At 65.9% G+C, this 22,360-nt stretch carries 20 protein-coding genes, 1 tRNA gene, 2 pseudogenes and 1 other annotated feature; of the genes and pseudogenes, 14 read left to right on the plus strand and 9 right to left on the minus strand.

Going from position 1 to position 22,360, the window contains the following annotated elements; all coding sequences use genetic code 11:
* Positions 1 to 514 (plus strand): transposase (locus QO033_RS25335; protein ID WP_407682146.1); only part of this gene is annotated, 514 nt, incomplete at its 5' end.
* On the opposite strand, the pseudogene QO033_RS22570 reads toward QO033_RS25335, so the two are convergent.
* From QO033_RS22570 to QO033_RS22585, 4 genes and pseudogenes are all read right to left on the minus strand, one after another.
* Positions 492 to 1,027 (minus strand): annotated as a pseudogene (locus QO033_RS22570) (IS256 family transposase); the annotation flags it as partial. The gene QO033_RS25335 and the pseudogene QO033_RS22570 sit on opposite strands and share 23 nt — an antisense overlap.
* Positions 1,028 to 1,055: 28 nt before the next feature.
* Positions 1,056 to 2,283 (minus strand): annotated as a pseudogene (locus QO033_RS22575) (IS3 family transposase).
* Positions 1,886 to 2,002, minus strand: a sequence feature (AL1L pseudoknot). Its footprint overlaps the pseudogene before it by 117 nt.
* Positions 2,284 to 2,546: 263 nt before the next feature.
* A tRNA-Leu gene (locus QO033_RS22580) sits at positions 2,547 to 2,631 on the minus strand.
* A gap of 145 nt (positions 2,632 to 2,776) precedes the next feature.
* Positions 2,777 to 4,375: an NAD(P)H-hydrate dehydratase gene (locus QO033_RS22585; RefSeq protein ID WP_284483125.1), complete on the minus strand. Its 1,599-nt coding sequence runs from the start codon at positions 4,373 to 4,375 to the stop codon at positions 2,777 to 2,779.
* A 170-nt stretch (positions 4,376 to 4,545) separates the two neighbouring features.
* Here QO033_RS22585 and QO033_RS22590 point away from each other — a divergent pair, with 170 nt between their 5' ends.
* Positions 4,546 to 4,884, plus strand: a complete 339-nt coding sequence (locus QO033_RS22590; RefSeq protein WP_284483126.1) for a P-II family nitrogen regulator — start codon at positions 4,546 to 4,548, stop codon at positions 4,882 to 4,884.
* A gap of 41 nt (positions 4,885 to 4,925) precedes the next feature.
* The gene (gene glnA / locus QO033_RS22595; RefSeq protein WP_284483127.1) at positions 4,926 to 6,332 is read left to right on the plus strand and encodes a type I glutamate--ammonia ligase; all 1,407 of its coding nucleotides are present in this window, start codon (positions 4,926 to 4,928) and stop codon (positions 6,330 to 6,332) included.
* Between the two features lie 226 nt (positions 6,333 to 6,558).
* On the opposite strand, the gene QO033_RS22600 is transcribed toward glnA, so the two are convergent.
* Entirely contained in the window at positions 6,559 to 6,996 is a 438-nt protein-coding gene (locus tag QO033_RS22600; RefSeq protein ID WP_284483128.1) for an Lrp/AsnC family transcriptional regulator, read from the minus strand.
* A gap of 138 nt (positions 6,997 to 7,134) precedes the next feature.
* On the opposite strand from QO033_RS22600, the gene QO033_RS22605 reads away from it, so the two are divergent.
* Both QO033_RS22605 and ctlX read left to right on the plus strand, forming a co-directional pair.
* Entirely contained in the window at positions 7,135 to 8,184 is a 1,050-nt protein-coding gene (locus tag QO033_RS22605; RefSeq protein ID WP_284483129.1) for an ornithine cyclodeaminase, read from the plus strand.
* Entirely contained in the window at positions 8,184 to 9,119 is a 936-nt protein-coding gene (ctlX, locus tag QO033_RS22610; RefSeq protein WP_284483130.1) for a citrulline utilization hydrolase CtlX, read from the plus strand. The genes QO033_RS22605 and ctlX overlap by 1 nt, the downstream gene beginning before the upstream one ends.
* Before the next feature lie 17 nt (positions 9,120 to 9,136).
* On the opposite strand, the gene QO033_RS22615 is transcribed toward ctlX, so the two are convergent.
* Positions 9,137 to 10,084, minus strand: coding sequence for a LysR family transcriptional regulator (locus QO033_RS22615; protein ID WP_284483131.1), 948 nt, complete (start codon positions 10,082 to 10,084; stop codon positions 9,137 to 9,139).
* Positions 10,085 to 10,205: 121 nt separating this feature from the next.
* Between QO033_RS22615 and QO033_RS22620 the strand changes: the two genes are divergently transcribed.
* The 3 genes from QO033_RS22620 to QO033_RS22630 all read left to right on the plus strand — a co-directional run bounded on the left by QO033_RS22620 (position 10,206) and on the right by QO033_RS22630 (position 13,664).
* Positions 10,206 to 11,528, plus strand: a complete 1,323-nt coding sequence (locus tag QO033_RS22620) for an MFS transporter (RefSeq protein WP_284483132.1) — start codon at positions 10,206 to 10,208, stop codon at positions 11,526 to 11,528.
* Positions 11,529 to 11,577: 49 nt separating this feature from the next.
* Complete coding sequence (locus QO033_RS22625; protein WP_284483133.1) at positions 11,578 to 12,738, plus strand: M20 aminoacylase family protein; 1,161 nt, start codon at positions 11,578 to 11,580, stop codon at positions 12,736 to 12,738.
* 122 nt (positions 12,739 to 12,860) lie between these two features.
* Positions 12,861 to 13,664 (plus strand): lytic murein transglycosylase, encoded by an 804-nt coding sequence (locus QO033_RS22630; protein WP_284483134.1) that lies wholly within the window; start codon positions 12,861 to 12,863, stop codon positions 13,662 to 13,664.
* Positions 13,665 to 13,697: 33 nt separating this feature from the next.
* Here the strand turns inward: QO033_RS22630 and QO033_RS22635 are convergent, their stop codons facing one another.
* Both QO033_RS22635 and QO033_RS22640 read right to left on the minus strand, forming a co-directional pair.
* Positions 13,698 to 14,471, minus strand: a complete 774-nt coding sequence (locus tag QO033_RS22635) for a heme-dependent oxidative N-demethylase family protein (protein WP_284483135.1) — start codon at positions 14,469 to 14,471, stop codon at positions 13,698 to 13,700.
* Between the two features lie 63 nt (positions 14,472 to 14,534).
* Positions 14,535 to 15,416, minus strand: a complete 882-nt coding sequence (locus QO033_RS22640) for an endonuclease/exonuclease/phosphatase family protein (protein WP_284483136.1) — start codon at positions 15,414 to 15,416, stop codon at positions 14,535 to 14,537.
* Between the two features lie 84 nt (positions 15,417 to 15,500).
* Between QO033_RS22640 and QO033_RS22645 the strand changes: the two genes are divergently transcribed.
* From QO033_RS22645 to QO033_RS22670, 6 genes are all read left to right on the plus strand, one after another.
* Complete coding sequence (locus tag QO033_RS22645) at positions 15,501 to 16,724, plus strand: bifunctional alpha/beta hydrolase/OsmC family protein (RefSeq protein WP_284483137.1); 1,224 nt, start codon at positions 15,501 to 15,503, stop codon at positions 16,722 to 16,724.
* A gap of 277 nt (positions 16,725 to 17,001) precedes the next feature.
* Positions 17,002 to 18,306: an adenylosuccinate lyase gene (gene purB / locus QO033_RS22650; protein WP_284483138.1), complete on the plus strand. Its 1,305-nt coding sequence runs from the start codon at positions 17,002 to 17,004 to the stop codon at positions 18,304 to 18,306.
* A 123-nt stretch (positions 18,307 to 18,429) separates the two neighbouring features.
* Positions 18,430 to 18,585, plus strand: coding sequence for a hypothetical protein (locus QO033_RS22655; RefSeq protein ID WP_284483139.1), 156 nt, complete (start codon positions 18,430 to 18,432; stop codon positions 18,583 to 18,585).
* 142 nt (positions 18,586 to 18,727) lie between these two features.
* Positions 18,728 to 19,273: a tetratricopeptide repeat protein gene (locus tag QO033_RS22660; RefSeq protein ID WP_284483140.1), complete on the plus strand. Its 546-nt coding sequence runs from the start codon at positions 18,728 to 18,730 to the stop codon at positions 19,271 to 19,273.
* A 216-nt stretch (positions 19,274 to 19,489) separates the two neighbouring features.
* A complete protein-coding gene (locus QO033_RS22665; RefSeq protein ID WP_284483141.1) occupies positions 19,490 to 20,359 on the plus strand; it encodes a DMT family transporter in 870 nt (289 codons plus the stop codon).
* 27 nt (positions 20,360 to 20,386) lie between these two features.
* Complete coding sequence (locus tag QO033_RS22670) at positions 20,387 to 21,307, plus strand: lysophospholipid acyltransferase family protein (protein ID WP_284483142.1); 921 nt, start codon at positions 20,387 to 20,389, stop codon at positions 21,305 to 21,307.
* Between the two features lie 61 nt (positions 21,308 to 21,368).
* On the opposite strand, the gene QO033_RS22675 is transcribed toward QO033_RS22670, so the two are convergent.
* Positions 21,369 to 22,112: a DUF1223 domain-containing protein gene (locus QO033_RS22675; protein WP_284483143.1), complete on the minus strand. Its 744-nt coding sequence runs from the start codon at positions 22,110 to 22,112 to the stop codon at positions 21,369 to 21,371.
* Positions 22,113 to 22,360 lie beyond the last annotated feature (248 nt).

A 22,360-nucleotide genomic window follows, 5' to 3' on the forward strand; every position in this document is an offset into this window, starting at 1 on the left:
GGTAGCCCCTCTCCGTGATCTGCGCGACGGCGTCTCTCTTGAAATCGTCGCTGAACTTGGTGCTGCTCATCATGGCCTCCTTGCCTCAAAATTAGCAATGAAGGCGTCCACGATACACGGGGCTATTCAAACCAAGGGCGGCATGAACAGCAAGTTGCACGCCATCTGCGACAGCCAGGGCCGTCCGCTGAGCCTGTTCGTGACCGCGGGACAGGTCAGTGACGACATCGGCGCATGGGCCTTGTTAAGCAGCCTGCCGAATGTCGAATGGCTGCTAGGGGATCGCGGCTATGACGCCGATTGGTTCCGAGAAGCATTGAACGACAAAGGGATACACGCCTGCATCCCGGGCCGGAAACAGCGCAAGAAGACCGTGAAATACGACAAGCGCCGCTACAAAAGGCGCAACAGGACCGAGAACATGTTCGGCAGGCTCAAGGGGAGTGTCCTGAAGACTGTGTATCTGGCCTGGCCCATGCGGTTTCAGATACTCAAGCATCGAAGCGCTCGCTGAACAATATGGCGAACTGATTGCGGGCCGCAAACCATGTCTCTGACATTGCGACCATCCTTCTCAAATTTGCGGATGGCGAGATAGATCAGCTTGGTCGCGGCCTCGTCGGTCGGGAAGGAGCCACGCGTCTTGATCGTTTTCCGGATCACGCGGTTCAGGCTTTCTATGGCATTCGTGGTGTAGATGATTTTCCGGATCGCGGGATCGAAAGCAAAGAACGGGATCACTTCCTGCCACGCCCGGCGCCAGGCCGGGGCGATCGAGGCGAATTTCCCGGCCCACTTTTCCTCGAAGGCATCGAGTTCGGCCTCGGCCATATCGGCGCTCGGAGCGCTGTAAATCCGGCGCAGATCGGCGGCCACGACCTTGCGGTCCTTCCAAGAGCAGAAGTTCAGAGAATGGCGCACCAGATGCACGATACGGGTCTGGACCATGGTGTCCGGGAAGGCGGCGGATCGCCTCGGGGAAGCCCTTGAGACCGTCGACAAGGGCAATCAGGATGTGAACCGCGCCAGGTCTGTCAGAGGCCGGTTTGGGATAGTTACGCGGCCATGTCCTCAGGTTCCAGAGCTGCGTAGAAATTCGCCTCGGCTTCCGCGGGCGGAATGCTTCCGATCGGCTCGAGCAGGCGGCGGTTGTTGAACCAGTCCACCCAGTCCAGCGTCGCGTATTCTACAGCCTCGAAGTTGCGCCACGGACCACGACGGTGGATGACCTCGGCCTTGTAGAGACCGTTGATCGTCTCCGCCAAGGCGTTGTCGTTGCTGTCGCCGACGCTGCCGACGGAGGGTTCGATGCTCGCTTCCGCCAGCCGCTCCGTGTACTTGATGGACAGGTACCGGGAGCCGCAGTCGCTGTGATGGACCAGCCCCATTCCCTTTGCCGGCCAACGGTCATGGACAGCCTGTTCCAGGGCATCGAGGACGAACCCGGCAAGCGCGGTCGTGCTCACACGCCATCCGACGATCTTCCGAGCATAGGCATCGATCACGAAAGCCACGTAGGCGAACCCCTTCCAGGTCGCCACATAGGTGAAGTCGCTCACCCAGAGCATGTTCCGAGCAGACGCCCGGAACTGCCGGTTCACCCCGTCCAAGGGGCACGGCGCTTTCTTGTCGGGGATCGTCGTCCGGCATGGCTTGCCGCGGATAACTCTCTGAATGCCCATCTCTTTCATCAGGCGCGCCACGGTGCAGCGCGCGACAAAGATACCTTCCCTGCGGAGCTGCCGCCAGATTTTCCGGACGCCGTAGACACGCCAGTTCTCCTCGAAGACCCGCCGGATCTCGGAACGGAGGGCATGGTCGCGAGGGGCGCGACCTGACCGCCGGGACGGATCGGAGCACTTGGCCAGATGATTGAAATAAGTGGATGGGCGATCGGCAGGACCCTGCAGATCGGCTCGCCCCTGTGCGTGCCGCGATGGGCATCGATGAAGGCGATCATCGTTTCAGTGGGCGGTCGAGCTCCGCCATCGCAAAATAAGCGGATGCCTTGCGCAGGATCTCGTTGGCCAGGCGCAGCTCGCGGTTCTCGCGCTCCAGCGCTTTCAGCCGGTCGGCGACGTCGGCGGGAATGCCTGTCCGCTTGCCGCTGTCGACTTCCGCCTTCTTGACCCACTGGTTCAGCGTGTGTGCCGAGCAGCCGATCTTGGCGGAGATCGACATGACGGCTTGCCAGCGGGAGCCATGCTGGCTCTCGTTCTCCAGCACCAGCCTCACGGCGCGGTTCCGGACCTCAAGGGAAAACTTGTTCGTGGTCTTGCTCATCCTGGCTTCACTGTACTTGCGAGTTAAAGCCTCCGACAGACCCGGCGCGGTTCAAGGCGCAGTTCAGTTACCGGACACAAGACCCTCGCGATGGTCCAGAAGTACCGGGCGCAGGCGAACCGAAAAGCAGGCTCGAAAAGGGCTCAGACCGCTCGGGAAGGGAACGAAAACGAAACGTGAAAGTGCCAAATGAAGTGCCAAAACACCGCGCGGAACGCGAAGCCAAGCGAGGGAATTCGAAACTTTATCATTTGAAATCAACGTGGTGCGGGTGAAGGGACTTGAACCCCCACGCCTTGCGGCGCCAGAACCTAAATCTGGTGCGTCTACCAATTCCGCCACACCCGCACTCGGCGGCCCGGGCCGCGCGTGCTGCGCCTCTTAGCAAAGCTTGTCAGGCGATGCGAGGAAAAAACCACATCCCTGCGGCGCGGTGAAGAGGTCGGGAAGCGGCGCCGCGGCGGGTCGGTTTCGCCCCTCCAGCGCGCGCCACTCAGCCGCCAGCGCCCGCCTCCGCCAGCGCCCGGAACACCGCGGGCAGCGCCTCGGGCAGATCCTCGGCGATCAGGCCGGGACCGAAGCACCGCGCCGCCTCCGCATGCAGCCAGGCACCGGCCCGGGCCGCCCCGAAGGGGGGGAGACCACGGGCCAGAAGCCCGGTCACGATGCCAGCCAGCACATCGCCGGCGCCGGCCGTCGCCAGCCAGGGCACCCGCCGGGAATAGAGCGCGCCATGGATACCGGCCCGCCCCTCCGGTGCGGCGATCACCGTGTCGGGCCCCTTCAGCAGCACCACGCAGCCGGCCCGCCGGGCCGCGGCGCGCGCCGCGTCCAGCCGCGAAAACGCCGGCCCGCGTTGCGCCGGCTCGCGCAACCGCTGGGCGAGATCGGGAAAGATACGGGCGAATTCGCCGTCATGCGGGGTCAGCACGCAGGCGCTGTGCAGCTGCTCGAACAGCTCCTCCGGTGCGGTTCGGAACAGCGTCAGCGCATCGGCATCGAGCACCGTCGCCCGCCCCGCCGCCAGCGCCGCCTCCACCAGCGCGCGGGCACGCGGCTTCACCCCCAGCCCCGGCCCGAGGCAGAGCGCATTCAGCCGCCGGTCCTCAAGCACCCGGGTCAGGGCGGCGCCATCCGGGATTTCGGTCATCATCAGCGCGGTGATCTGCGCCGCAACCTCCTCCATCGCGGCCGGCGGCACCCCCAGCGTCACCAGCCCGGCCCCCGTGCGCAGCGCCGCCCGTGCGGCAAGGCGCGCTGCCCCCGTCCGCCCCGCCCCACCGCTCATCACCAGGGCATGACCATGGGCAAATTTGTGCTGCCCCTTGGCCCAGCCCTGCCGGCGCCCCTTGTCGCAGGCAGCGAGTTCAACTCGCCCCGCCGCGCCAGTGCCGACCAGATCGACCCGGTCGGCGCCGCCCCCCGGTGCCGTCGGCAGCCCGATCGGCGCGATCACCAGCTGGCCGGCATAATCCGGCCCGGCGTCCAGATAATGGCCGAGCTTGGCGACGTGAAAGCTGACGGTCAGATCGGCGGCAATCGCCCTGCCCAACACCCGGCCGCTGTCCGAACAGATGCCGCTGGGGATATCCACCGCGACGATGCGGGGCGGCTCCGGCATGTCGGTGAGCGGTTGCAGAAGCTCCGCCAGCGCCCCGGCGACCGGTCGCGACAGCCCGGTGCCGAAGAGCGCGTCGATCACCACCGGTCGGCCCTGCCCCTCCGCCGCGGCCAGCGCCGCCGCGGAAAACCCGGTGAGCGGCTCCAGCGGACCCTCGGCCTGCCAGCGGGTGCAGTTCAACCGGGCGTCGGGCGGCAACCGCTCCGCATCGCCGAAGAGATAGACGGTGACCTGCCAGCCGCGCGCCTTCAGCAGCCGCGCGATCACGAAACCGTCGCCGCCGTTGTTGCCCGGCCCCGCCAGCACCACCGCGCGCGGCGTACCGCCTGCCAGATCCGGCCAGCGGTGCAGCATCGCATCGACCACGCCACCGCCCGCGCGCTCCATCAGGACCTCTCCGCTCACCCTGCCCGAAGCGATCTCTGCCGCCTCCACCGCCCGCATCTGCGCCGCGCTCAGCAATTCCGTCATGATGAACCTTTCAGCGATTCAATATCGCCCATTATTTAGCCGTTCAGCCTAAACTTTAATCTCGCCCCGGTTTTCGCTCTGTCCGGGCTTGACCCCGGCGGCGTATCGGATTGTGGCTGTCAGTTAGAAGTGATCTGACCCGGCGAGACAAGGTTGCGAGGAGTTCGTCGATGAAAAAGATCGAAGCGATCATCAAGCCGTTCAAACTGGACGAGGTGAAGGAGGCTCTCCAGGACGTCGGCGTCCAAGGCCTGAGTGTGATCGAAGTCAAAGGCTTCGGCCGCCAGAAGGGCCATACCGAGCTCTATCGCGGCGCGGAATATGTGGTGGACTTCCTGCCCAAAGTGAAGATCGAGGTCGTCCTGGACGACGATCAGGTCGACGCCGCCGTCGATGCCATCATCGCAGCCGCCAAGACGGACAAGATCGGCGACGGCAAGATCTTTGTCAGCACCGTCGAGCAAGCGATCCGCATCCGGACCGGTGAATCCGGCTCGGACGCGCTGTAACCCACATCTCAGAACGACCCTACAGAAAAGGACATTGCAGAATGAGCAAGGATGCAGTTCTCCAGCTGATGAAGGAGGAGGATGTCGCGTACGTCGATATCCGTTTCACGGACCCGCGCGGCAAGTTGCAGCACGTCACCGTGATGGCGGATCAGGTCGACGAGGACTTCCTTGACGAGGGCTTCATGTTCGATGGCTCTTCGATCGCCGGCTGGAAATCGATCGAAGCTTCCGACATGAAGCTGATGCCCGACACCGACAGCGCCTATATCGATCCGTTCTACGCGGAAAAGACGCTCTGCATCCATTGCTCGGTGGTCGAGCCCGACACCGGCGAAGCCTATGAGCGCGACCCGCGCGGCACCGCGCAGAAGGCCGAAGCCTACCTGAAAGCCTCCGGCATCGGTGACGCGGCCTACATGGGCCCGGAAGCCGAGTTCTTCCTGTTCGACGACGTCAAATACTCGAACACCATGAACAAGGTGTCCTACGAAGTCGACGCCACCGACGCGGCCTGGAACACCGACACCGATTACGAAGTCGGCAACATGGGTCACCGTCCCGGCGTCAAGGGCGGCTACTTCCCGGTCAACCCGGTGGACGAAGCCCAGGACCTGCGGTCTGAAATGCTCTCGACCATGAAGCGTCTGGGCATGAAGGTCGACAAGCACCACCACGAGGTGGCTTCCTGTCAGCATGAGCTGGGTCTGATCTTCGACACCCTGACCAAACAGGCCGACGAGCTGCAGAAATACAAATACGTGATCCACAACGTGGCCCACGCCTATGGCAAATCGGCGACCTTCATGCCGAAGCCGATCTATGGCGACAACGGCACCGGCATGCACGTCAACATGTCGATCTGGAAAGACGGCAAGCCGCTGTTCGCCGGCGACAAATATGCCGATCTGTCGGATGAGGCCCTGTGGTTCATCGGCGGCATCCTGAAGCACGCCAAGACCCTGAACGCCTTCACCAACCCGTCGACCAACTCCTACAAGCGTCTGATCCCCGGGTTCGAAGCTCCGGTTCTGCGCGCCTATTCGGCCCGCAACCGCTCTGGCTGCGTCCGTATTCCGTGGACCGAAAGCCCGAAGGCGAAACGCGTGGAAGCCCGCTTCCCCGATCCCTCGTCGAACCCCTACCTGGCTTTCGCAGCCCTGCTGATGGCCGGCCTCGACGGCATCAAGAACAAGATCGATCCGGGCGAAGCCATGGACAAGAACCTGTACGATCTGCCCGCCGAAGAACTGGCCGGCATCCCGACCGTCTGCGGTTCGCTGCGTGAGGCACTGGAATGCCTGGCCGCAGACCATGACTTCCTGCTGCAGGGCGACGTTTTCACCAAAGACCAGATCGAGGGCTATATCGCGCTCAAGATGGAAGAGGTGGAAACCTACGAGCACACCCCGCACCCGGTCGAATACGGCATGTACTACAGCTGCTGATCCGTCCCCGCGACGGAGACCGCAGGAAGGGCGCCCCACGGGGCGCCCTTTTTCGTGGCGCCGATTGCTTCAGAAGGTTCGGGCGGCTCCGGGATCGCGGAAGGCACCGCCCTGCCCGGCCCTCGGAACAACCTGTGCCGTGGCGCGCCCGGCGAAACCGGAGCGCCAAAGGGGCCAGCCCCCGCACCCCCGGGACATTTGTCGCCAGAAAAAGACCGAAGCCGGATCACACGCTGCTGAGCAGCAGGCTGGTTTCGCTGTTCGAGATGCCGTCGATCATCCGCACCTCGCGCAGCACCCGGTCGAAATCCGACAGGCTGGCGGCGCGGATGTTGGCGACCAGATCCCAGTTGCCATTGGTGGTGTGCAGCCGCCGTATCTCCGGCAGGCCGCGCAGCTGGCGGATCACCTGGGTGGTAGATTTGCCAACCACCTCGATCATCATCACCGCGTTGATGCTGCGGTCGTCGTAATCCTCGCGCACACGGACGGTGAACCCCAGAAGCGTTCCCGTCTGGATCAGCCGATCAAGCCGGCTTTGTACGGTGCCGCGCGCCACCCCCAGCGCATCGGCGAGTTTCGACAGCGAGGCGCGGCCGTCGTGGCGCAGGTGCGCGATGATCCGGCGGTCAAGTTCATCGGGGATATATTTGGCGTCTTGCATCCAGCATGCCTGATCATATTGCACAATATGACTATCAATATCGCCAGAAATACTGACAAAAACAATGCAGGTTTGATATATCCGTCAAAATCGCGGCGCTTCATACTCTGTCTCACAGGTTCAACACCCGAGAGACTCATGCCCAACTCCCCCTCTGAAAAAGCCCTTGTCCCCTTCGTCAGCGTCGCCGACATGATGCGGCTGGTGCATCATATCGGCCTTGAGCCGCTGCTGCGGGCGCTGACCGATGCCATCGAGGCCGACTTCCGCCGCTGGCAGATGTTCGACAAGACGCCGCGCATCGCCGCCCATTCGCGCGAAGGGGTGATCGAGCTGATGCCGACCTCCGACGGGACGCTCTACGGCTTCAAATATGTCAACGGTCACCCCAAGAACATGGCCGAGGGGCTGCAAACGGTCACCGCCTTCGGGCTGCTGGCCGAGGTGTCGACCGGCTATCCGCTATTGCTGACCGAGATGACGCTGCTGACCGCGCTGCGGACGGCCGCGACCTCGGCGATGGCGGCGCGGCATCTGGCACCGAAGGACGCCCGCACCATGGCGATGATCGGCAATGGCGCCCAGGCGGAGTTCCAGGCGCTGGCGATGAAGGCGGTGCTGGGGATCGACGCCGTGCGCCTCTATGACATCGACCCGGCGGCGACGGCCAAGGTGGCGCGGAACCTGGCCGGGCGGGGGCTGCGGGTCACCTCCTGCCGCAGTGCCGAAGCGGCGCTCGAGGGGGCGGAGATCCTTACCACCTGCACCGCCGACAAGCAATTCGCCACCATCCTGACCGACAACATGGTCGGCGCCGGCGTACACATCAACGCCATCGGCGGCGATTGCCCCGGCAAGACCGAGCTGCATCGCGATATTCTGCTGCGGTCGGACATCTTCGTGGAATACCCGCCGCAGACACGCATCGAGGGCGAGATCCAGCAGCTGGACGAGGATCACCCGGTGACCGAACTGTGGCAGGTGATCCGCGGCGAGGCCCCAGGGCGGCGCGACGACCGGCAGATCACGCTGTTCGACAGCGTCGGTTTCGCGATCGAGGATTTCTCCGCCCTGCGCTATGTGCGCGACCAGGTGGAGGGCAGCGATTTCTATCAGGAGATCGACCTGATCGCCGATCCCGACGATGCCCGGGACCTGTTCGGCATGCTGCAACGGGCAGCCCTGTGATGGGTGCCATCCGCATGCCCGCCTATTCGGTCCAGGCCCCGGCGGCGGTGGTCATGGTCCGACCGCATCATTTCACCGTCAACACCCAGACCGCGATCGACAACCGGTTCCAGCTCATGGCGCCACCGCGCAGCGATCTGGCCGCAGCCGCCCACGCCGAAATCAGCCGCGCGGCAGAGGCGCTGCGGGGGCTGGGGATCACCGTGCATCTGTTCGAGGACGAGACCCGCGACACGCCGGACGCGGTCTTTCCCAACAACTGGTTTTCCACCCATGCCGGCGGCCATGTGGCGATCTACCCGATGAAGGCGGAAAACCGGCGCCGCGAACGGCGCGCCGATGTGATCGAGATGCTGAAGCGGTCCTATCGGGTGCAGCAGGTGGTGGATTATTCCGGGCTGGAGCCGGATGGGCTCTATCTCGAAGGCACCGGGGCGATGGTGCTCGATCATATCGACCGGGTGGCCTATGCGGTGCGATCGGACCGGACCGACCCGGTGGCGCTGGAGCGCTTCGCCACCCAGTTCGGCTTCGAGCCGATGGTCTTCGACGCGCACGACGCCAGCGGGGCCGCGATCTATCACACCAATGTGCTGATGTGCATCGGCACCGAATTCGCGATGATCGGGCTCGACATGCTGAGCGACGCGGCACGCCGGCAGGATGTGGTGGCGCGGCTGGAGCGGTCGGGCCGGCGGGTGATCGCCCTCAGCCCGGCGCAAATCCACCGTTTTGCCGGCAATGCGCTGGAACTGCAGGGGCGCGACGGGCGGATCCTCGCCCTCTCCGCCACCGCGCTGGCGGCGCTGCGCCCCGATCAGATCGCCGCGATTTCCGAAACGGCGACGCCGGTGGCGCTGGATATCCCGACCATCGAGCGCGCCGGCGGATCGGTGCGCTGCACGCTGGCGGGCATTCACCTGACGCCGCGCTGAGACGGCGTGGACCGGGATCAGGGCGCGGCGGTCTCCCGCGCCCTGTCCTCTGCCAGCATCCGCCGGCAGATCGACAGATAGGCCCTGACCGCTGGCGACTGCGGCAGATCGCGCGACCAAAGGAGCCCCTGCGGGTTCATCCCCAGCCACACCGGCTGGGGAAGGATACCGACCAGCCCCATCCGCCGCCATTCTTCCGCCAGCTCACGCGGGGCCGGTCCGATCAGCTGCATCTTGTCGAAGGTCAGCGGGATCGACAGCAACGAGCTGCTCTCGAACACATTGGTCGGCGCCGGCACCTGTTCGCTGGCCCAGAGCGCCTCGAAGGCGGTGCGCATCATGTGACTGTGGGGCGGCAGCGCCCAGGCATAGCCGGTCAGCGCCGCCCAGTCCGGATCGGACAGCGCCAGCGCCGGGTGATCGCGGCTAGTGACCAGAACGGTTTCGGAGTCGAACAGCTTCAGCCCGTCGACATCGCCGACCCGGGCGACGTGATGGAAATCGCCGAAGGCCAGTTCGATGCGCCCGTCGCGCAGTTGCGGCAGGATATCCAGCGGCTCCAGATCCTGCATGCGGATCAGGATGCGCGGCTGTTCCAGCTTCAGCCGCTCAGAGGCCTCGGCGATGAAGCTCTTGGCCTGATGGGTCGAGGTGCCGATGGTCACCGACCCGGTGCTGCCCTGTGCCAGCAGCGTCAGCTCGGCTTCGAGATCGCCGAGATCGGCCAGCACCTGACGGCCGTAGCGCACCAGCAGTTCACCCGCCTCGGTGGTCACCGGATGGCGGCCGTTGCGACGAAAGAGCTCTGCCCCGAGGATATCGCTGGCCTCCGCCAGGCTTTTGGACACCGCTGGCGGCGATACGCACAGCTCGCGCGCGGCGGCGGCAACGCTGCCGTGGGCATGCACCGCAAGAACGGCGCGCAAATGCCTGAACTTGATACGGGTTTCCAGTTTCGATGCCATGACTTCCTCCACCTCAGAACAATAACCAAATGGTTATTTTAGCGGAACTATCATTCACTTTTGTTTCGCTTTCTCTTGCACGATAGTCCCTGAAAATCCATGAAAAAGCGGGGTTCTCAGCGTGAACAGCAATGCGTCGGTGTCGGAGCCGGATGATTTCACAACCCAGGCCGCTCCGGCCATCCAGAAGAAGGTGCCGCGCAAGGCCGTGGTCGGCACCGTGGTGGGCAACTGGCTCGAGTTCTTCGATTTCGTGGTCTATTCGATCTTCGCCGTCACCATCGGCAAGGAATTCTTTCCCGCCGACGACCCCAATATCCAGATCCTGCTGTCGCTGGCGACCTTCGGCGTCGGCTTTCTGGCGCGGCCTTTGGGCAGCGTGATGATCGGCGCCTATGCCGACCGGGCCGGGCGCAAGGCAGCGCTGACCATGACCATCAGCTTCATGGCAGTGGGAACCGCGGTGATGGCGCTGACCCCCTCCTATGCGCAGATCGGCCTGGCCGCGCCGGTGCTGCTGGTCGGCGCCCGCCTGCTGCAGGGCTTTTCCGCCGGTGGCGAGATGGGCGCCGCGACCTCCTTCCTGATCGAAAGCGCGCCGCACGGCAAACGCGGCCTGATGGGCAGCTGGCAGCTGGCCAGCCAGGGGCTTGCCATCGCCACCGGCGCCGCCATCGGCGCAGTGCTGACCGTCTCGCTCTCGCCCGAGGCGATGCAGAGCTGGGGCTGGCGGGTACCCTTCGTGCTGGGCATGCTGATCGCGCCGGTGGGCATGTATATCCGTCGCCACATGGACGAAACCATCGAGGTCGGCGAACACGTCAGCATGGGCGGGGTTCTGGCCAGCCTGTTCCGCGGTCATGGCAAGCTGATGATCTTCAGCATGCTGACCGTCAGTGGCGCCACCATCACCACCTATGTTCTGAATACCTATATGGTGACCTATGCAATCCAGTCGCTGCAGATGCCGATGGCCACCGCGGTTCTGGCAGCGCTGATCGCCGGGGTCGTCACCTTCTTCGGATCGCTGCTGGGCGGCGCGCTGTCCGACCGCTTCGGCCGCCGCGCCCTGGTGATCTGGCCGCGGCTGCTGCTTCTGGCGCTGATCTATCCGGCGCTGGCCTATGTGGTCGAGCAGAAGACGCTGACGGCGCTGCTGCTGGTCGTCGGCACCCTGTCGACCTTGCAGGCGATCAGCGCCGCGCCCGGGCTGGTACTGCTGCCCGAGTGTTTCCCGCGCAAGGTCCGCGCCGCGGCGCTGTCGATCAGCTATGCCGCGGCAACCACGGTGTTCGGCAGCACGGCGGCGGTCTTCTCCTCCTGGCTGGTGACCGCGACCGGCAACCCGCTGTCGCTGGCCTGGTTCCTGATCATCGCCAACCTGGTCGGGCTGATCGCCCTGCTGCCGATGAAACCGCCCCGCGCGCATGAGGCGCTGGACTGACCTCCGGCCCCATGCTCTCCAATGCTTTCCAAAGGACAGGTGACAGACCATGCCCGTATTGAACCGCGCCGCCGAACTGCAGGATGAGATCGCCGGCTGGCGACAGCAGATTCACATGACGCCGGAGCTGCTTTTCGACGTCGAGACCACCGCCGCGCTGGTCGCCGACAAACTGAAGGAATTCGGTGTCGACGAAATCGTCACCGGTCTCGGCCGCACTGGTGTGGTCGGGATCGTCAACGGCAGCGGCAGCGGCCCCACCATCGGCCTGCGTGCCGATATGGACGCGCTGCCGATCGAGGAACAGACCGGCAAGCCCTATGCCTCGCAAGTGCCGGGCAAGATGCATGCCTGCGGTCATGACGGCCATACCGCGATGCTGCTGGGGGCGGCCAAATATCTGGCCGAAACCCGCAACTTCGCCGGCCGCGTGGCGCTGATCTTCCAGCCGGCGGAGGAAGGCGGCGGCGGCGGCAAGGTCATGGTCGACGACGGGCTGATGGAGCGGTTCGACATCGCCGAGGTCTATGGCATGCACAATTACCCCGGCCTGCCGGTGGGGACCTTCGCCATCCGCAAGGGGCCGATGATGGCCTCTGCCGATCAGTTCGAGATCACCATCACCGGGCTGGGCGGCCATGCCGCCACGCCGCAGCGCTGCATCGATCCGGTGGTCATCGGCGGCCAGATCATCGGCGCGCTGCAGACCATCGCCTCGCGCAATGTCGACCCGCTCGATTCCGTCGTCGTCACCATCGGCGAGCTCAGCGCCGGCACCGCCCACAACATCATCCCCGAGGTGGCGGTGATGCGCGGCACCGTGCGAACCCTGAGGCCGGAGACCCGCGATCTGGCCGAGACCCGGATCCGCCAGATCTGCGACGGCATCGCCGCGGCCAATGGCGGCTCTGCCGTGGTCGATTACGACCGGATGTACCCGGTGACCAGCAACCACGCGGCAGAGACCGATCACGCCATCGCCGCCGCCCGGACCATCTCGGGCGAGGCGGCGGTGATCACCGAACTGCCGCCGGTGATGGGGGGCGAGGATTTCTCCTTCATGCTGGAGGCCCGCCCCGGTGCCTTCATCGCCATCGGCAACGGCGACAGCGCCACGCTGCATCACCCTGCCTATGACTTCGACGACGCGGCGATCCCCTTCGGCGTCTCCTACTGGGTGAAACTGGCCGAAAGCCGCCTGCCGCGCTGAACCGCCGGGCCTGCCTGCCGCCGCCGCGACACCAGGCGCGCGCGGCGGCGGGCATTGTCGATTGCCAGCGGCCACCGGCGCGGGCAAGCTCGGGGCGATGTCCCCGAAAGAAGGCCCCGAACATGCGCCGATGCCCCCACCTGCTGCCCTCTGTCCTGCTGGCGCTGCTGCCGGCACTACCGCTGGCGGCGGCGCAATGCGGCAATACCGGCGCCGGATTTGCCGCCTGGAAACGCGATTTCGCCGTCGAGGCCCGCCGCGCCGGTGTCGGGTCGCGCGGACTGCAGGCGCTGGCCGAGGCCCGCTATGCCACCCGCACCATCGCCGCCGACCGCAACCAGAAAAGCTTTCGCTACAGTCTGGAGAAATTCATGCAGGTCCGTGGCGCAGCCACCATCGTGGCGCAGGGGCGCAAGCGCAAGGCCCGCTATCCCGAGTTCTACGCCGCATTGGAACGGGTCTATGGCGTGCCCGCCGGTATTCTGATCGCGCTTCACGGCATGGAAACCGGTTTCGGCAGCTTCATGGGCGACAGCCCTGTGGTCTCCGCCATCACCACCCTGGCCTATGATTGCCGCCGTTCGGAGTTCTTCACCCCGCATGCCCTCGCCGCCCTGCAGCTGGTGGACCGCGGCGCGCTCAGCTCCACCACCCTCGGCGCCCGACATGGAGAGCTGGGCCATACCCAGTTCCTGCCGGGCAACGCGCTGGCCTATGGGGTCGACGGCAATGGCGATGGCCGGATCGATTTCTTCGACCTTTCCGACTCCATGGCCTCCACCGCCAATTTCCTGCGACAGAAGGGCTGGACCCCCGGCCGTGGCTATCAGCCGGGAGAACCGAATTTCGAGGTGATCCGGCAATGGAACGCCGCCGGCGTCTATCAGCAGGCCATCGCCATCATGGCGGCACGGATCGACGGTTGAGCCGGCCGCGGCCCGCCGCCTCCGCTCAGGACCTCAGATCGCCGCCACGGCCGCGCCGCCGGGCCGTTCCACCGCGTCGGGCACATCGGCGGCCTCCAGAACGTAGGTGTGGATGCCAAAGGCAACGGCCCGGGTCTCGGGCAGCCGCACCATGGTCTGCCGTTCGCTACGGAAATAGGGTTCAGGCCCCTTCAGCCAGCGTTTGTCCGCCTCCAGCCGCGGCGCATGCAGATCGGCATCCATGTACCAGATCTGGTTGAACCGCCACAGCGGCCGGCCCACCTGCACCCCGTCGAACAGCCGCTGCACCCGGGCGCCGACGTTGTCGTCATAGGGCGCCACGGTGCGGTGGATGCGCAGCAGCGGATGCATGAATTTCTCCGCCAGCGTCCAGCTCGCCGGGAAACACAGGACCGCACCGGTCAGCACATGCTCGCCTGCCCCCTCGGGCTTTTCCAGGATGCAGAAATCCTCCTGCACCAGCCGGCCCAGCGTGGCCAGCGGATCGTCGCGGTCGAGGCGAACCTCAATCCCGTCCGGCCGGGTCACCCGGTCGCCAGCGCCAGCGTCGGGATAGGCCGCCGCCAGCACCATGTCCAACAGCTCCAGCGCCGCCGGGCGCGCAGCCGCGTCCAGCGCCAGCACCTTGTCGCGCTTCTCCGCCAGCAGCCGGTCGCGATAGGCCATCTGGCCGGCAAATGCCTCGTCCCGCAGCAGCCAGTCCTCCATCTTCAGAGGCTGGATGCCCGGCAGGCGGCGATGTTGCGACACATCGTAGGGAAGGGATTTTTGCAGAATCACGGTCATGCTCCTGCCATAGCAGGCGCAGGGCGCCGGCACCGCGAAAATCTTCTGCCGGCGCTCCGAAGCCTAGATCGCGAGCTGCGCCAAAAGGCCGCGGTGATCAGAACCAAGGCGATCCAGCACGGTGATCTGCCCGCGGGCGGCGGTCGACAGCACATGATCGATCCCCACTCCCAGCCCGCCGAAGGGCAGCGAGAAGGTCACCGCCTCGCGGCCGACACGGGCCGTGCCACTGGCCGCCGACACCCGCGCGATGGCCTGCGACCAGGCGGTGTTGTTGAAATCGCCTCCGATAACCTTCGGCCCGTCGAGATCGCGCAGCACCGGTTCCAGCAACGCCAGCTGATCGGGCTGCTCGAACGGCCAGGGCCAGCGCAGGTGGATCGACACCGCCCAGAGCCGGCCCTGCGGCGTCTCGATCTGGATCGCCGCCAACCCCGGTCCGCAGGTGGCACTGCCCGGCACCATCGGCCAGCGCGACAGCACCGCCGGCCCGCCATTGCTGCGGTAATCGCAGTAATTCTGCGACGGATACACCTCTCGCAGCGCCTCCAGCACCGCCTGATTGGGGCGCGACACCTCCTGCAGGGTCACCACGTCGGCGCGCCGCGCCCGGATATCGGCGATCACCGGCGCCCGGTCGGCCAGGCTGAACATCAGGTTCTTTTGATAGAGGCTGAAATCCGGTGCCGCCTGCGCCGGCAACGGCCCCCACAGCGCCCACAGCCGTGGCCCCGCCGCCAGCGTCATCAGCGCCACCACGGCCCAGACCGCAGCGCGCGGCCGACGCCACAGCGCCAGCGCCACCAGCGCCGTCGCCAGCGCCAGCGGCACCCGGAACACCGCCACCGCATCCAGCGCCGGATGCAGCGCGCCACCATATCCCGCCGCCACCGCCAGCGCCCCGGCCAGAACCAGAACCGCCCCCAGTCTGCGCAATATCGCCATGCCGCCTTTTCCTTTTCTGCCCGGGGGTTGATAACCCTCTCTCAAGTGCCCAGCCTAAGACACGGACCGCAGAAAGGACTGTTCATGCCCACCGAACGCATCACCTTCCCCGGCCATGACGGCGCCGAGCTCGCAGCGCGGCTCGACCTGCCCGAGGGCCCGCATCTGGCCACCGCCGTTTTCGCGCATTGCTTTACCTGTTCCAAGGACATTCCCGCCGCCCGGCGGATTGCCGCGCGACTGGCGGCGATGGGCATCGCGGTGCTGCGGTTCGACTTTACCGGGCTTGGCCATTCCGAGGGGGAGTTCGGCAATACCGGCTTCAGCTCCAACGTCGCGGACCTCCGCGCCGCGGTCGACTATCTCACCGCGCGCGGCATGGCCCCGGGGCTGCTGATCGGCCATTCGCTGGGCGGGGCGGCGGCGATCCGCAGCGCCCCGGATCTGCCCTCGATCAAGGCGGTGGTAACGCTGGGCGCGCCCCACGATCCGGAGCACATCACCCATCTGATCCGCGACGCCATGCCGGAAATTCGAGAAAAAGGCGTGGCTCAGGTTACACTTGACGGGCGAAGCTTCAGCATCACCCGAAGCTTTGTCGAGGATATCGAAGCCAGCAAGCTCGACGCCGCGCTCCACCGGATGAAAGCGGCACTGCTGATCATGCACGCGCCGCTCGACGATGTGGTCGGCATCGACAATGCCGCCCGGCTGTTTCTGGCCAAGAAACATCCAAAGAGCTTCGTCACCCTCGACACCGCCGATCACATGATCAGTCGCCCCGAGGATGCCGAATACGCCGCCGAGGTGATCGCCGCCTGGGCCCGGCGCTATCTGGCGCTGGAGGCCCCCGCCGCGCCCCATACCGCCCCCGAAGGCATTGTCCGGGTGACGGAGGCCGATCCGGCGGGTTTTCTGCAGGACGTGCAGTCGGGCCCCGACCACCATCTGCTTGCCGACGAGCCGGTCTCGGTCGGCGGCAGCAATCAGGGGCTGTCGCCCTACGGGCTGGTGTCCGCCGGGCTCGGCGCCTGCACCTCGATGACGATCCGGATGTACGCCCGGCGCAAGAACTGGCCACTCGACGGTGTCAGCGTCGATATCTCCCACGCCAAGGTCCATGCCCAGGACGCCGGCAGCGGCAGCCCCGGCAAGATCGACCGTTTCACCCGCGCGGTCCGGCTCTGCGGCGATCTCGACGCCGACCAGCGTGTCAAGCTGCTGGAGATTGCGGACAAATGCCCGGTGCACCGGACCCTGAGCCATGGCGCCGAGGTCCACACCGAACTGGTGCCGGAGGAAAGCTGACCCGCCGCGGCAGGGGACGCTCCCGTCGCCTGCGCGTCATTCCAAGCGCCTCGCCGGGGCTCCTCCCGGTCGCGGCTGAAAACCCTCCACTGGACCGTTTGGCCCTGCGCCGCTCACGCCCCCTTTTTCTGGCCCTAAATATCCCGGGGGAGTCTCCGCAGGAGACGGGGCAGCGCCCCCCGCGCGGCCTGCCCGCTTGTCGCCGCCCGCCGGGGGGGGTAAGAGGCGGCGCAGCATTGCCCGCAGGAAACCCATCTGACAAAAGGTCCCGCCGCCCATGATCCCCCGTTACGCCCGCCCCGAGATGGTCGCCATCTGGTCGCCCGAGACCAAGTTCAAGATCTGGTATGAGATCGAAGCGCACGCCTGCGACGCGCAGGCCGCGCTCGGGGTGATCCCGAAGGAAAACGCCGAAGCGGTGTGGAAGGCCAAGGACGTGGACTTCGACGTCGCCCGCATCGACGAGATCGAAGCCGTCACCAAACATGACGTCATCGCCTTTCTGACCCATCTGGCCGAACACGTGGGCAGCGAAGAAGCCCGCTTCGTCCATCAGGGCATGACCTCCTCCGACGTGCTCGACACCACGCTGAACGTGCAGCTGGTGCGCGCCGCAGATATCCTGCTGGCCGATCTGGACAAGGTGCTGGCCGCGTTGAAAACCCGCGCGCTGGAGCACAAGTACACCGTCCGCGTCGGCCGCTCGCACGGCATTCACGCCGAACCCACCACCATGGGTCTGACCTTCGCCCGCTTCTACGCCGAAATGGACCGCAACAAGAACCGTCTCGAGAAAGCGAAATGGGAAATCGCCACCGGCGCGATCTCCGGCGCGGTCGGCACCTTCGCCAATATCGACCCGGCGGTCGAGGAACATGTCTGCGAGAAGATGGGCCTGCGCCCCGAACCGATCTCGACCCAGGTGATCCCGCGCGACCGCCACGCGATGTTCTTCGCCACCCTCGGCGTCATCGCCTCGTCGATCGAGAATATCGCCATCGAGATTCGCCACATGCAGCGCACCGAGGTGCTGGAGGGCGCGGAATTCTTCTCCATGGGGCAGAAGGGCTCCTCGGCGATGCCGCACAAGAAGAACCCGGTCCTGACCGAGAACCTCACCGGTCTGGCCCGCCTGGTGCGGATGACCGTGGTGCCGGCGATGGAGAACGTGGCGCTCTGGCACGAACGCGACATCTCGCACAGCTCGGTCGAACGCGGCATCGGCCCGGACGCCACCGTGACGCTGGACTTCGCGCTGAACCGGCTTGCCGGCGTCGTCGAAAAGATGCTGATCTTCCCCGACAACATGCTGGAGAACATGAACAAGTTCCCGGGTCTGGTGATGTCGCAGCGGGTGCTGCTGGCGTTGACCCAGGCCGGCGTCTCGCGGGAGGATGCCTACTCCATGGTGCAGCGCAACGCGCTGAAGGTCTGGGAAGACCGTGTCGATTTCCGCGAACAGCTGCTCGCGGACAAGGATGTCGTTGCCGCCCTGGGCGTCGACGGGATCAACGCGAAATTCGACATGGATTATCACACCAAACACGTCGACACGATCTTCAAGCGGGTCTTCGGCGAATAAGCCACGCCGGTCACGAAACGGTCAGACCGCGCCCCGGCCCCCGCCGGTGGCGCGGTTTTTCTTTGCGCAGGGCGCCGCCTGGTTTACCCTTGATCAGATCATCAGTCTGACAGGAGGTACGACATGAAGATCAGAACCGCGCTCGCCGGCCTGGCGCTTTCGCTCCTTCCCGCCCTCGGCTTTGCCATGTGCCCCGACCGGCACGAGGCGCAGTCCTGCGCACCTGGCACCGCATGGGATGCCGCACAGGGCGCCTGCGTCGCCCAGATCAACAGCTGACGCCGCACGACATGGCATGGACCGGTGCCTGCGGTGGGCGGTTCCTGTCGCCGGCGCCAGCCACTCACCCGTCTCAGCCTGTCCGCCCCTCGGGCAGCGCCATGGTCCTGTTGTCGCTTTCTTTTCCTCCGGAGCCCGCCGCATGTACCGCCCCCTCCTCTCCCTCGCCCTGAGCTCCCTGCTGCCCGCTGCGGCCATCGCCGCCGGGATGGGCGGCAGCAGCACCACGCCGCCGAAACCGACTGCGACGACCAAGACCTGCACCGGTGCACAGGTCTGGGACCCGAAGACCGAAACCTGCGTCGATCCGAAACATTCCGCGCTGGATCCGGAGACCCTCTACGGCGCGGTGCGCGAACTGGCCTATGCCGGCCGCTACGAGGATGCGCAGAGCGTGCTGCGGGCGATGCCCGATCCGCGCGACGACCGGGTGCTGACCTACTGGGGCTTCACCCACCGCAAGCTGGGCCATCTGACGCTGGCGCAGATGTTCTATGACGAGGCGATCGCCCGGAACCCCGACAACCTGCTGGCGCGCTCCTATCTGGGTCAGGGGCTGGTGGAGGCCGGCGACACCGATGCCGCCATCGCCCAGTGGCGCGAGATCACCGCGCGCGGCGGCGCCGGCAGCTGGCCGGAAACCGCGCTTCGCGAGGCGATCCGCACCGGGATGACGTTCAGTTATTGAGCATCCCCCACTGCCCGGCCGGAACGCGGGCGCCCTCACACGCGTCGCCGGAGGGCGCAGCGCAGGTCGCCGATGGACACAGGCCGCAATCCGGCATAGCGGACATCCCATGACAGCTGCCCATCCCCCCATGCGCCGACGTGATCGCGCGCCCCTACCGTCCCGCCCGCAACACGCGCGGGTCGCCCACACGGCGCCCCGGCGGGAATTCCGTCGATGAGCACGGAAGCCGCGACCGCATCGCGAAACCGCGCCATCTTGCTGATGATCGGCGCCACACTGTGCTTTTCGATGATGGATGTCTTCGCCAAGTCGCTGGCGCCACGGATCGGCGTGCCCGCCGGGCTCTGGGCCCGCTATGCCGGGCAGATGCTCTTTGTCGTGCTGCTGGTGGCCCCACGGCTGCATATCGTGGCGCGCACCCGCCATCCGGTGCAGCAGATCCTGCGGTCCTTCATGCTGATGGGGACCACGATCTTCTTCTTCACCGGCCTGACGCTCTTGCCGCTGAACGCCGCGGCGCCGCTGATGAACACCAGCCCGGTGCTGATCACGCTGGGGGCGGCGCTGTTTCTGGGCGAGAAGCTGGGGCCGCGTCGGATCGCCGGCATCGCGGCGGCCATGGTGGGGGCGCTGATCGTGATCCGCCCCGGCAGCGGCATCTTCTCCGCGGCCGCGGCGCTGCCCTTGCTGGCGGCCTGCTGCTACTCGGCCTATGCGCTGCTGACTCGACGGCTCGGCCCGGGCGAGGATCCCTGGACCTCGCTCTTCTATACCGGGGTGGTCGGCACCGTGGTCTTCAGCCTTGTGGTGCCTTTCTACTGGCAGCGCCCCGATCTGATCGCCTGGCTGCTGATCCTCGGGCTCAGCCTGGGCGGCACCCTGGGGCAGATGCTGCTGATCCGCGCCTTTTCCAGCGGCGAGGCGGCAATGCTGGCGCCCTATGCCTACAGCGGGCTGATTTTCGCCAGTTTCTGGGGGATGACGGTTTTCGGGGAATATCCCGACGTCTGGACCATCGTCGGAACGCTTGTGATCGCGGGGGCCGGGCTCTATGTGTGGCACCGCGAGACCTATCGCAGCTGATCTGACTGACCCCACTGCCTGAGCCAAATGCCCGCCGATCCCTCTACCCTGTCGCGTGGTGAGCGCGCCAAATACTACGCCACCAACCTGCTGTTGCGCGGGATCATCGGGACCGTGATGCTGATCCCCTATCGCTGGCGCATCCCGGCGATGGGCTGGGTGGTCAGCCGGCTGGCGCCGATCACCGGCTGGGCCAAGCGGGTGCGCGACAATCTTGCCCTGGTCGTTCCCGACCTGCCCGAGGCGGAAGTGGCGCGGCTGTGCCGGGCGGTGCCCGATAATGCCGGCCGCGCGGTGATCGAGCTCTATTCCGGCGCCGCCTTCGCCGAACGCGCCCGCCGCGCCCCGGTCAAGGGCCCCGGCCTGCTGGCGCTGGAAGAGGCCCGCCGCGACAACCGACCGGTGATCCTGATCACCGGGCATTTCGGCAATTACGACGCGGCGCGCGCCAATCTGATCGGCCGCGGCCACAACATGGGGGCGCTCTACCGGCGCATGGCCAACCCCTATTTCAACGAACACTACGTGCATATGCTGGGCTCGGTCGGGCAGCCGATCTTCGAACAGGGCCGCCGCGGCATGATGCAGATGGTGCGCTATCTGAAGGACGGCGGCATCATCGCCATCGTCGGCGACCTGCATACCCATGGCGGCGAGTCGCTCGATTTCTTCGGAGAGCCGGCCGTCACCTCTGTCGTTCCGGCGGAGCTGGCGCTGAAATACAACGCCGCGATGATCCCGGTCTATGCGGTGCGCCGCCCCAACGGGCTGGATTTCGAGATCATCATGCACGAGCCGATCGCCCATAGCGATCCGATCACCATGACCAAGGACATCAACGCGGATCTGGAGAAGATGGTGCGGTCCCATATGGATCAGTGGTTCTGGATCCACCGGCGCTGGAAACCCTACATGCCGCACCAGGACGATGGCGGCGACGCCGGCTGAGGCCTGAGGTTGAAGGTTTGAGCTCGGCTGGGAGCTGGCGGCAAGGACAGTCGCGCCGCGCTCAGTCGCGCCGGACCCGCGCAGCCCCCACGATCGGCCCGAACCCGGACCGCTGAACCAGCACGGCCGCCGGGCTGTCGCCCTTCAGATCGGCCTGGAATTGCGCCTCTGAGGTGCCATCCCATTCGCCCAGAACATCCCAATCGGTGACGACATTGGCATAATCCAGATCGCGCCCGGCATTCTCGCCCCGGGCGATCTGCACATGCTCCAGCGGCGTGTAGCGCACCAGCTGCACGTCGAGGGGCCCCTGCACCGGGCCGAGCGGTTGCAGCGACACATGCAGCACGCCGCCGCGCGTCTCCGCCCCGATCATGACCGAAACCGGGCGGCGCATATGCGACATGATCAGTTCGGCCAGCTCCATCGCATGAGCGCCGACCACATCCTCCTGCCCCATCACGATCATCTGCGGCGTATAGATCATCTTGCGCCCCGCCGCCCGGGCATAGGCCTTCTGCCGATGGGTGAACCCGGGCGCGGCAAAGACGTCCTTCCAGCCGATGTAATCCCAGTAATCGACATGCAGCGCCAGCGGCAGCACATCCTCGCGGTCGGTCAGTTCACGCAGCAGCCGGTCGGCCGGCGGACAGGAGGAACAGCCCTGCGAGGTGAACAGCTCCACCACCACCGGGCCGGGCACCGGATCGGCCGCCGGCGCTGCGGCCGAGGCGGCCTGCTGCGCGCAGAGCGGTGCAGCGGCCAGCATCCATAAGGCGGTCAAACTCGCGGCAATCGGTTTCATCGGTGTGGCATTTCCCCCTGAGCGACGTGTTAGAATGTAGAGCCCGCTTGCCGCAAGAACCAATCAATGTTTCTTGAGAGACACGCGATCAGCGTGGCGACGGCGACCGGCCGAAGCCTGCTCTGCCCCGTCCCCTAGCGCAGTCAGCCGCCCCGGTGAGCGGTTCGCTGCCGGTCTGCCGGGGATCTTCCGCTTTTTTGTGTGCAATGGTATACAAAATCGCCGCAGCAACGATGAACACTATTGAA

Origin of the sequence: Pseudodonghicola flavimaris (assembly GCF_030164425.1) — a bacterium.
Classification (GTDB): Bacteria; Pseudomonadota; Alphaproteobacteria; order Rhodobacterales; family Rhodobacteraceae; genus Pseudodonghicola; species Pseudodonghicola flavimaris.

Excerpts from the sequence above, each read along its gene's own strand:
- glnA (WP_284483127.1), top strand. The coding sequence starts at position 4,926 with ATGAGCAAGGATGCAGTTCTCCAGCTGATGAAGGAGGAGGATGTCGCG.
- QO033_RS22615 (WP_284483131.1), bottom strand. The coding sequence starts at position 10,084 with ATGGCATCGAAACTGGAAACCCGTATCAAGTTCAGGCATTTGCGCGCC.
- QO033_RS22625 (WP_284483133.1), top strand. The coding sequence starts at position 11,578 with ATGCCCGTATTGAACCGCGCCGCCGAACTGCAGGATGAGATCGCCGGC.
- QO033_RS22660 (WP_284483140.1), top strand. The coding sequence starts at position 18,728 with ATGTACCGCCCCCTCCTCTCCCTCGCCCTGAGCTCCCTGCTGCCCGCT.
- QO033_RS22600 (WP_284483128.1), bottom strand. The coding sequence starts at position 6,996 with ATGCAAGACGCCAAATATATCCCCGATGAACTTGACCGCCGGATCATC.
- QO033_RS22605 (WP_284483129.1), top strand. The coding sequence starts at position 7,135 with ATGCCCAACTCCCCCTCTGAAAAAGCCCTTGTCCCCTTCGTCAGCGTC.
- QO033_RS22590 (WP_284483126.1), top strand. The coding sequence starts at position 4,546 with ATGAAAAAGATCGAAGCGATCATCAAGCCGTTCAAACTGGACGAGGTG.
- QO033_RS22645 (WP_284483137.1), top strand. The coding sequence starts at position 15,501 with ATGCCCACCGAACGCATCACCTTCCCCGGCCATGACGGCGCCGAGCTC.
- purB (WP_284483138.1), top strand. The coding sequence starts at position 17,002 with ATGATCCCCCGTTACGCCCGCCCCGAGATGGTCGCCATCTGGTCGCCC.
- QO033_RS22635 (WP_284483135.1), bottom strand. The coding sequence starts at position 14,471 with ATGACCGTGATTCTGCAAAAATCCCTTCCCTACGATGTGTCGCAACAT.
- QO033_RS22675 (WP_284483143.1), bottom strand. The coding sequence starts at position 22,112 with ATGAAACCGATTGCCGCGAGTTTGACCGCCTTATGGATGCTGGCCGCT.
- QO033_RS22585 (WP_284483125.1), bottom strand. The coding sequence starts at position 4,375 with ATGACGGAATTGCTGAGCGCGGCGCAGATGCGGGCGGTGGAGGCGGCA.
- QO033_RS22670 (WP_284483142.1), top strand. The coding sequence starts at position 20,387 with ATGCCCGCCGATCCCTCTACCCTGTCGCGTGGTGAGCGCGCCAAATAC.
- QO033_RS22640 (WP_284483136.1), bottom strand. The coding sequence starts at position 15,416 with ATGGCGATATTGCGCAGACTGGGGGCGGTTCTGGTTCTGGCCGGGGCG.
- QO033_RS22665 (WP_284483141.1), top strand. The coding sequence starts at position 19,490 with ATGAGCACGGAAGCCGCGACCGCATCGCGAAACCGCGCCATCTTGCTG.
- QO033_RS22630 (WP_284483134.1), top strand. The coding sequence starts at position 12,861 with ATGCGCCGATGCCCCCACCTGCTGCCCTCTGTCCTGCTGGCGCTGCTG.
- ctlX (WP_284483130.1), top strand. The coding sequence starts at position 8,184 with ATGGGTGCCATCCGCATGCCCGCCTATTCGGTCCAGGCCCCGGCGGCG.
- QO033_RS22655 (WP_284483139.1), top strand. The coding sequence starts at position 18,430 with ATGAAGATCAGAACCGCGCTCGCCGGCCTGGCGCTTTCGCTCCTTCCC.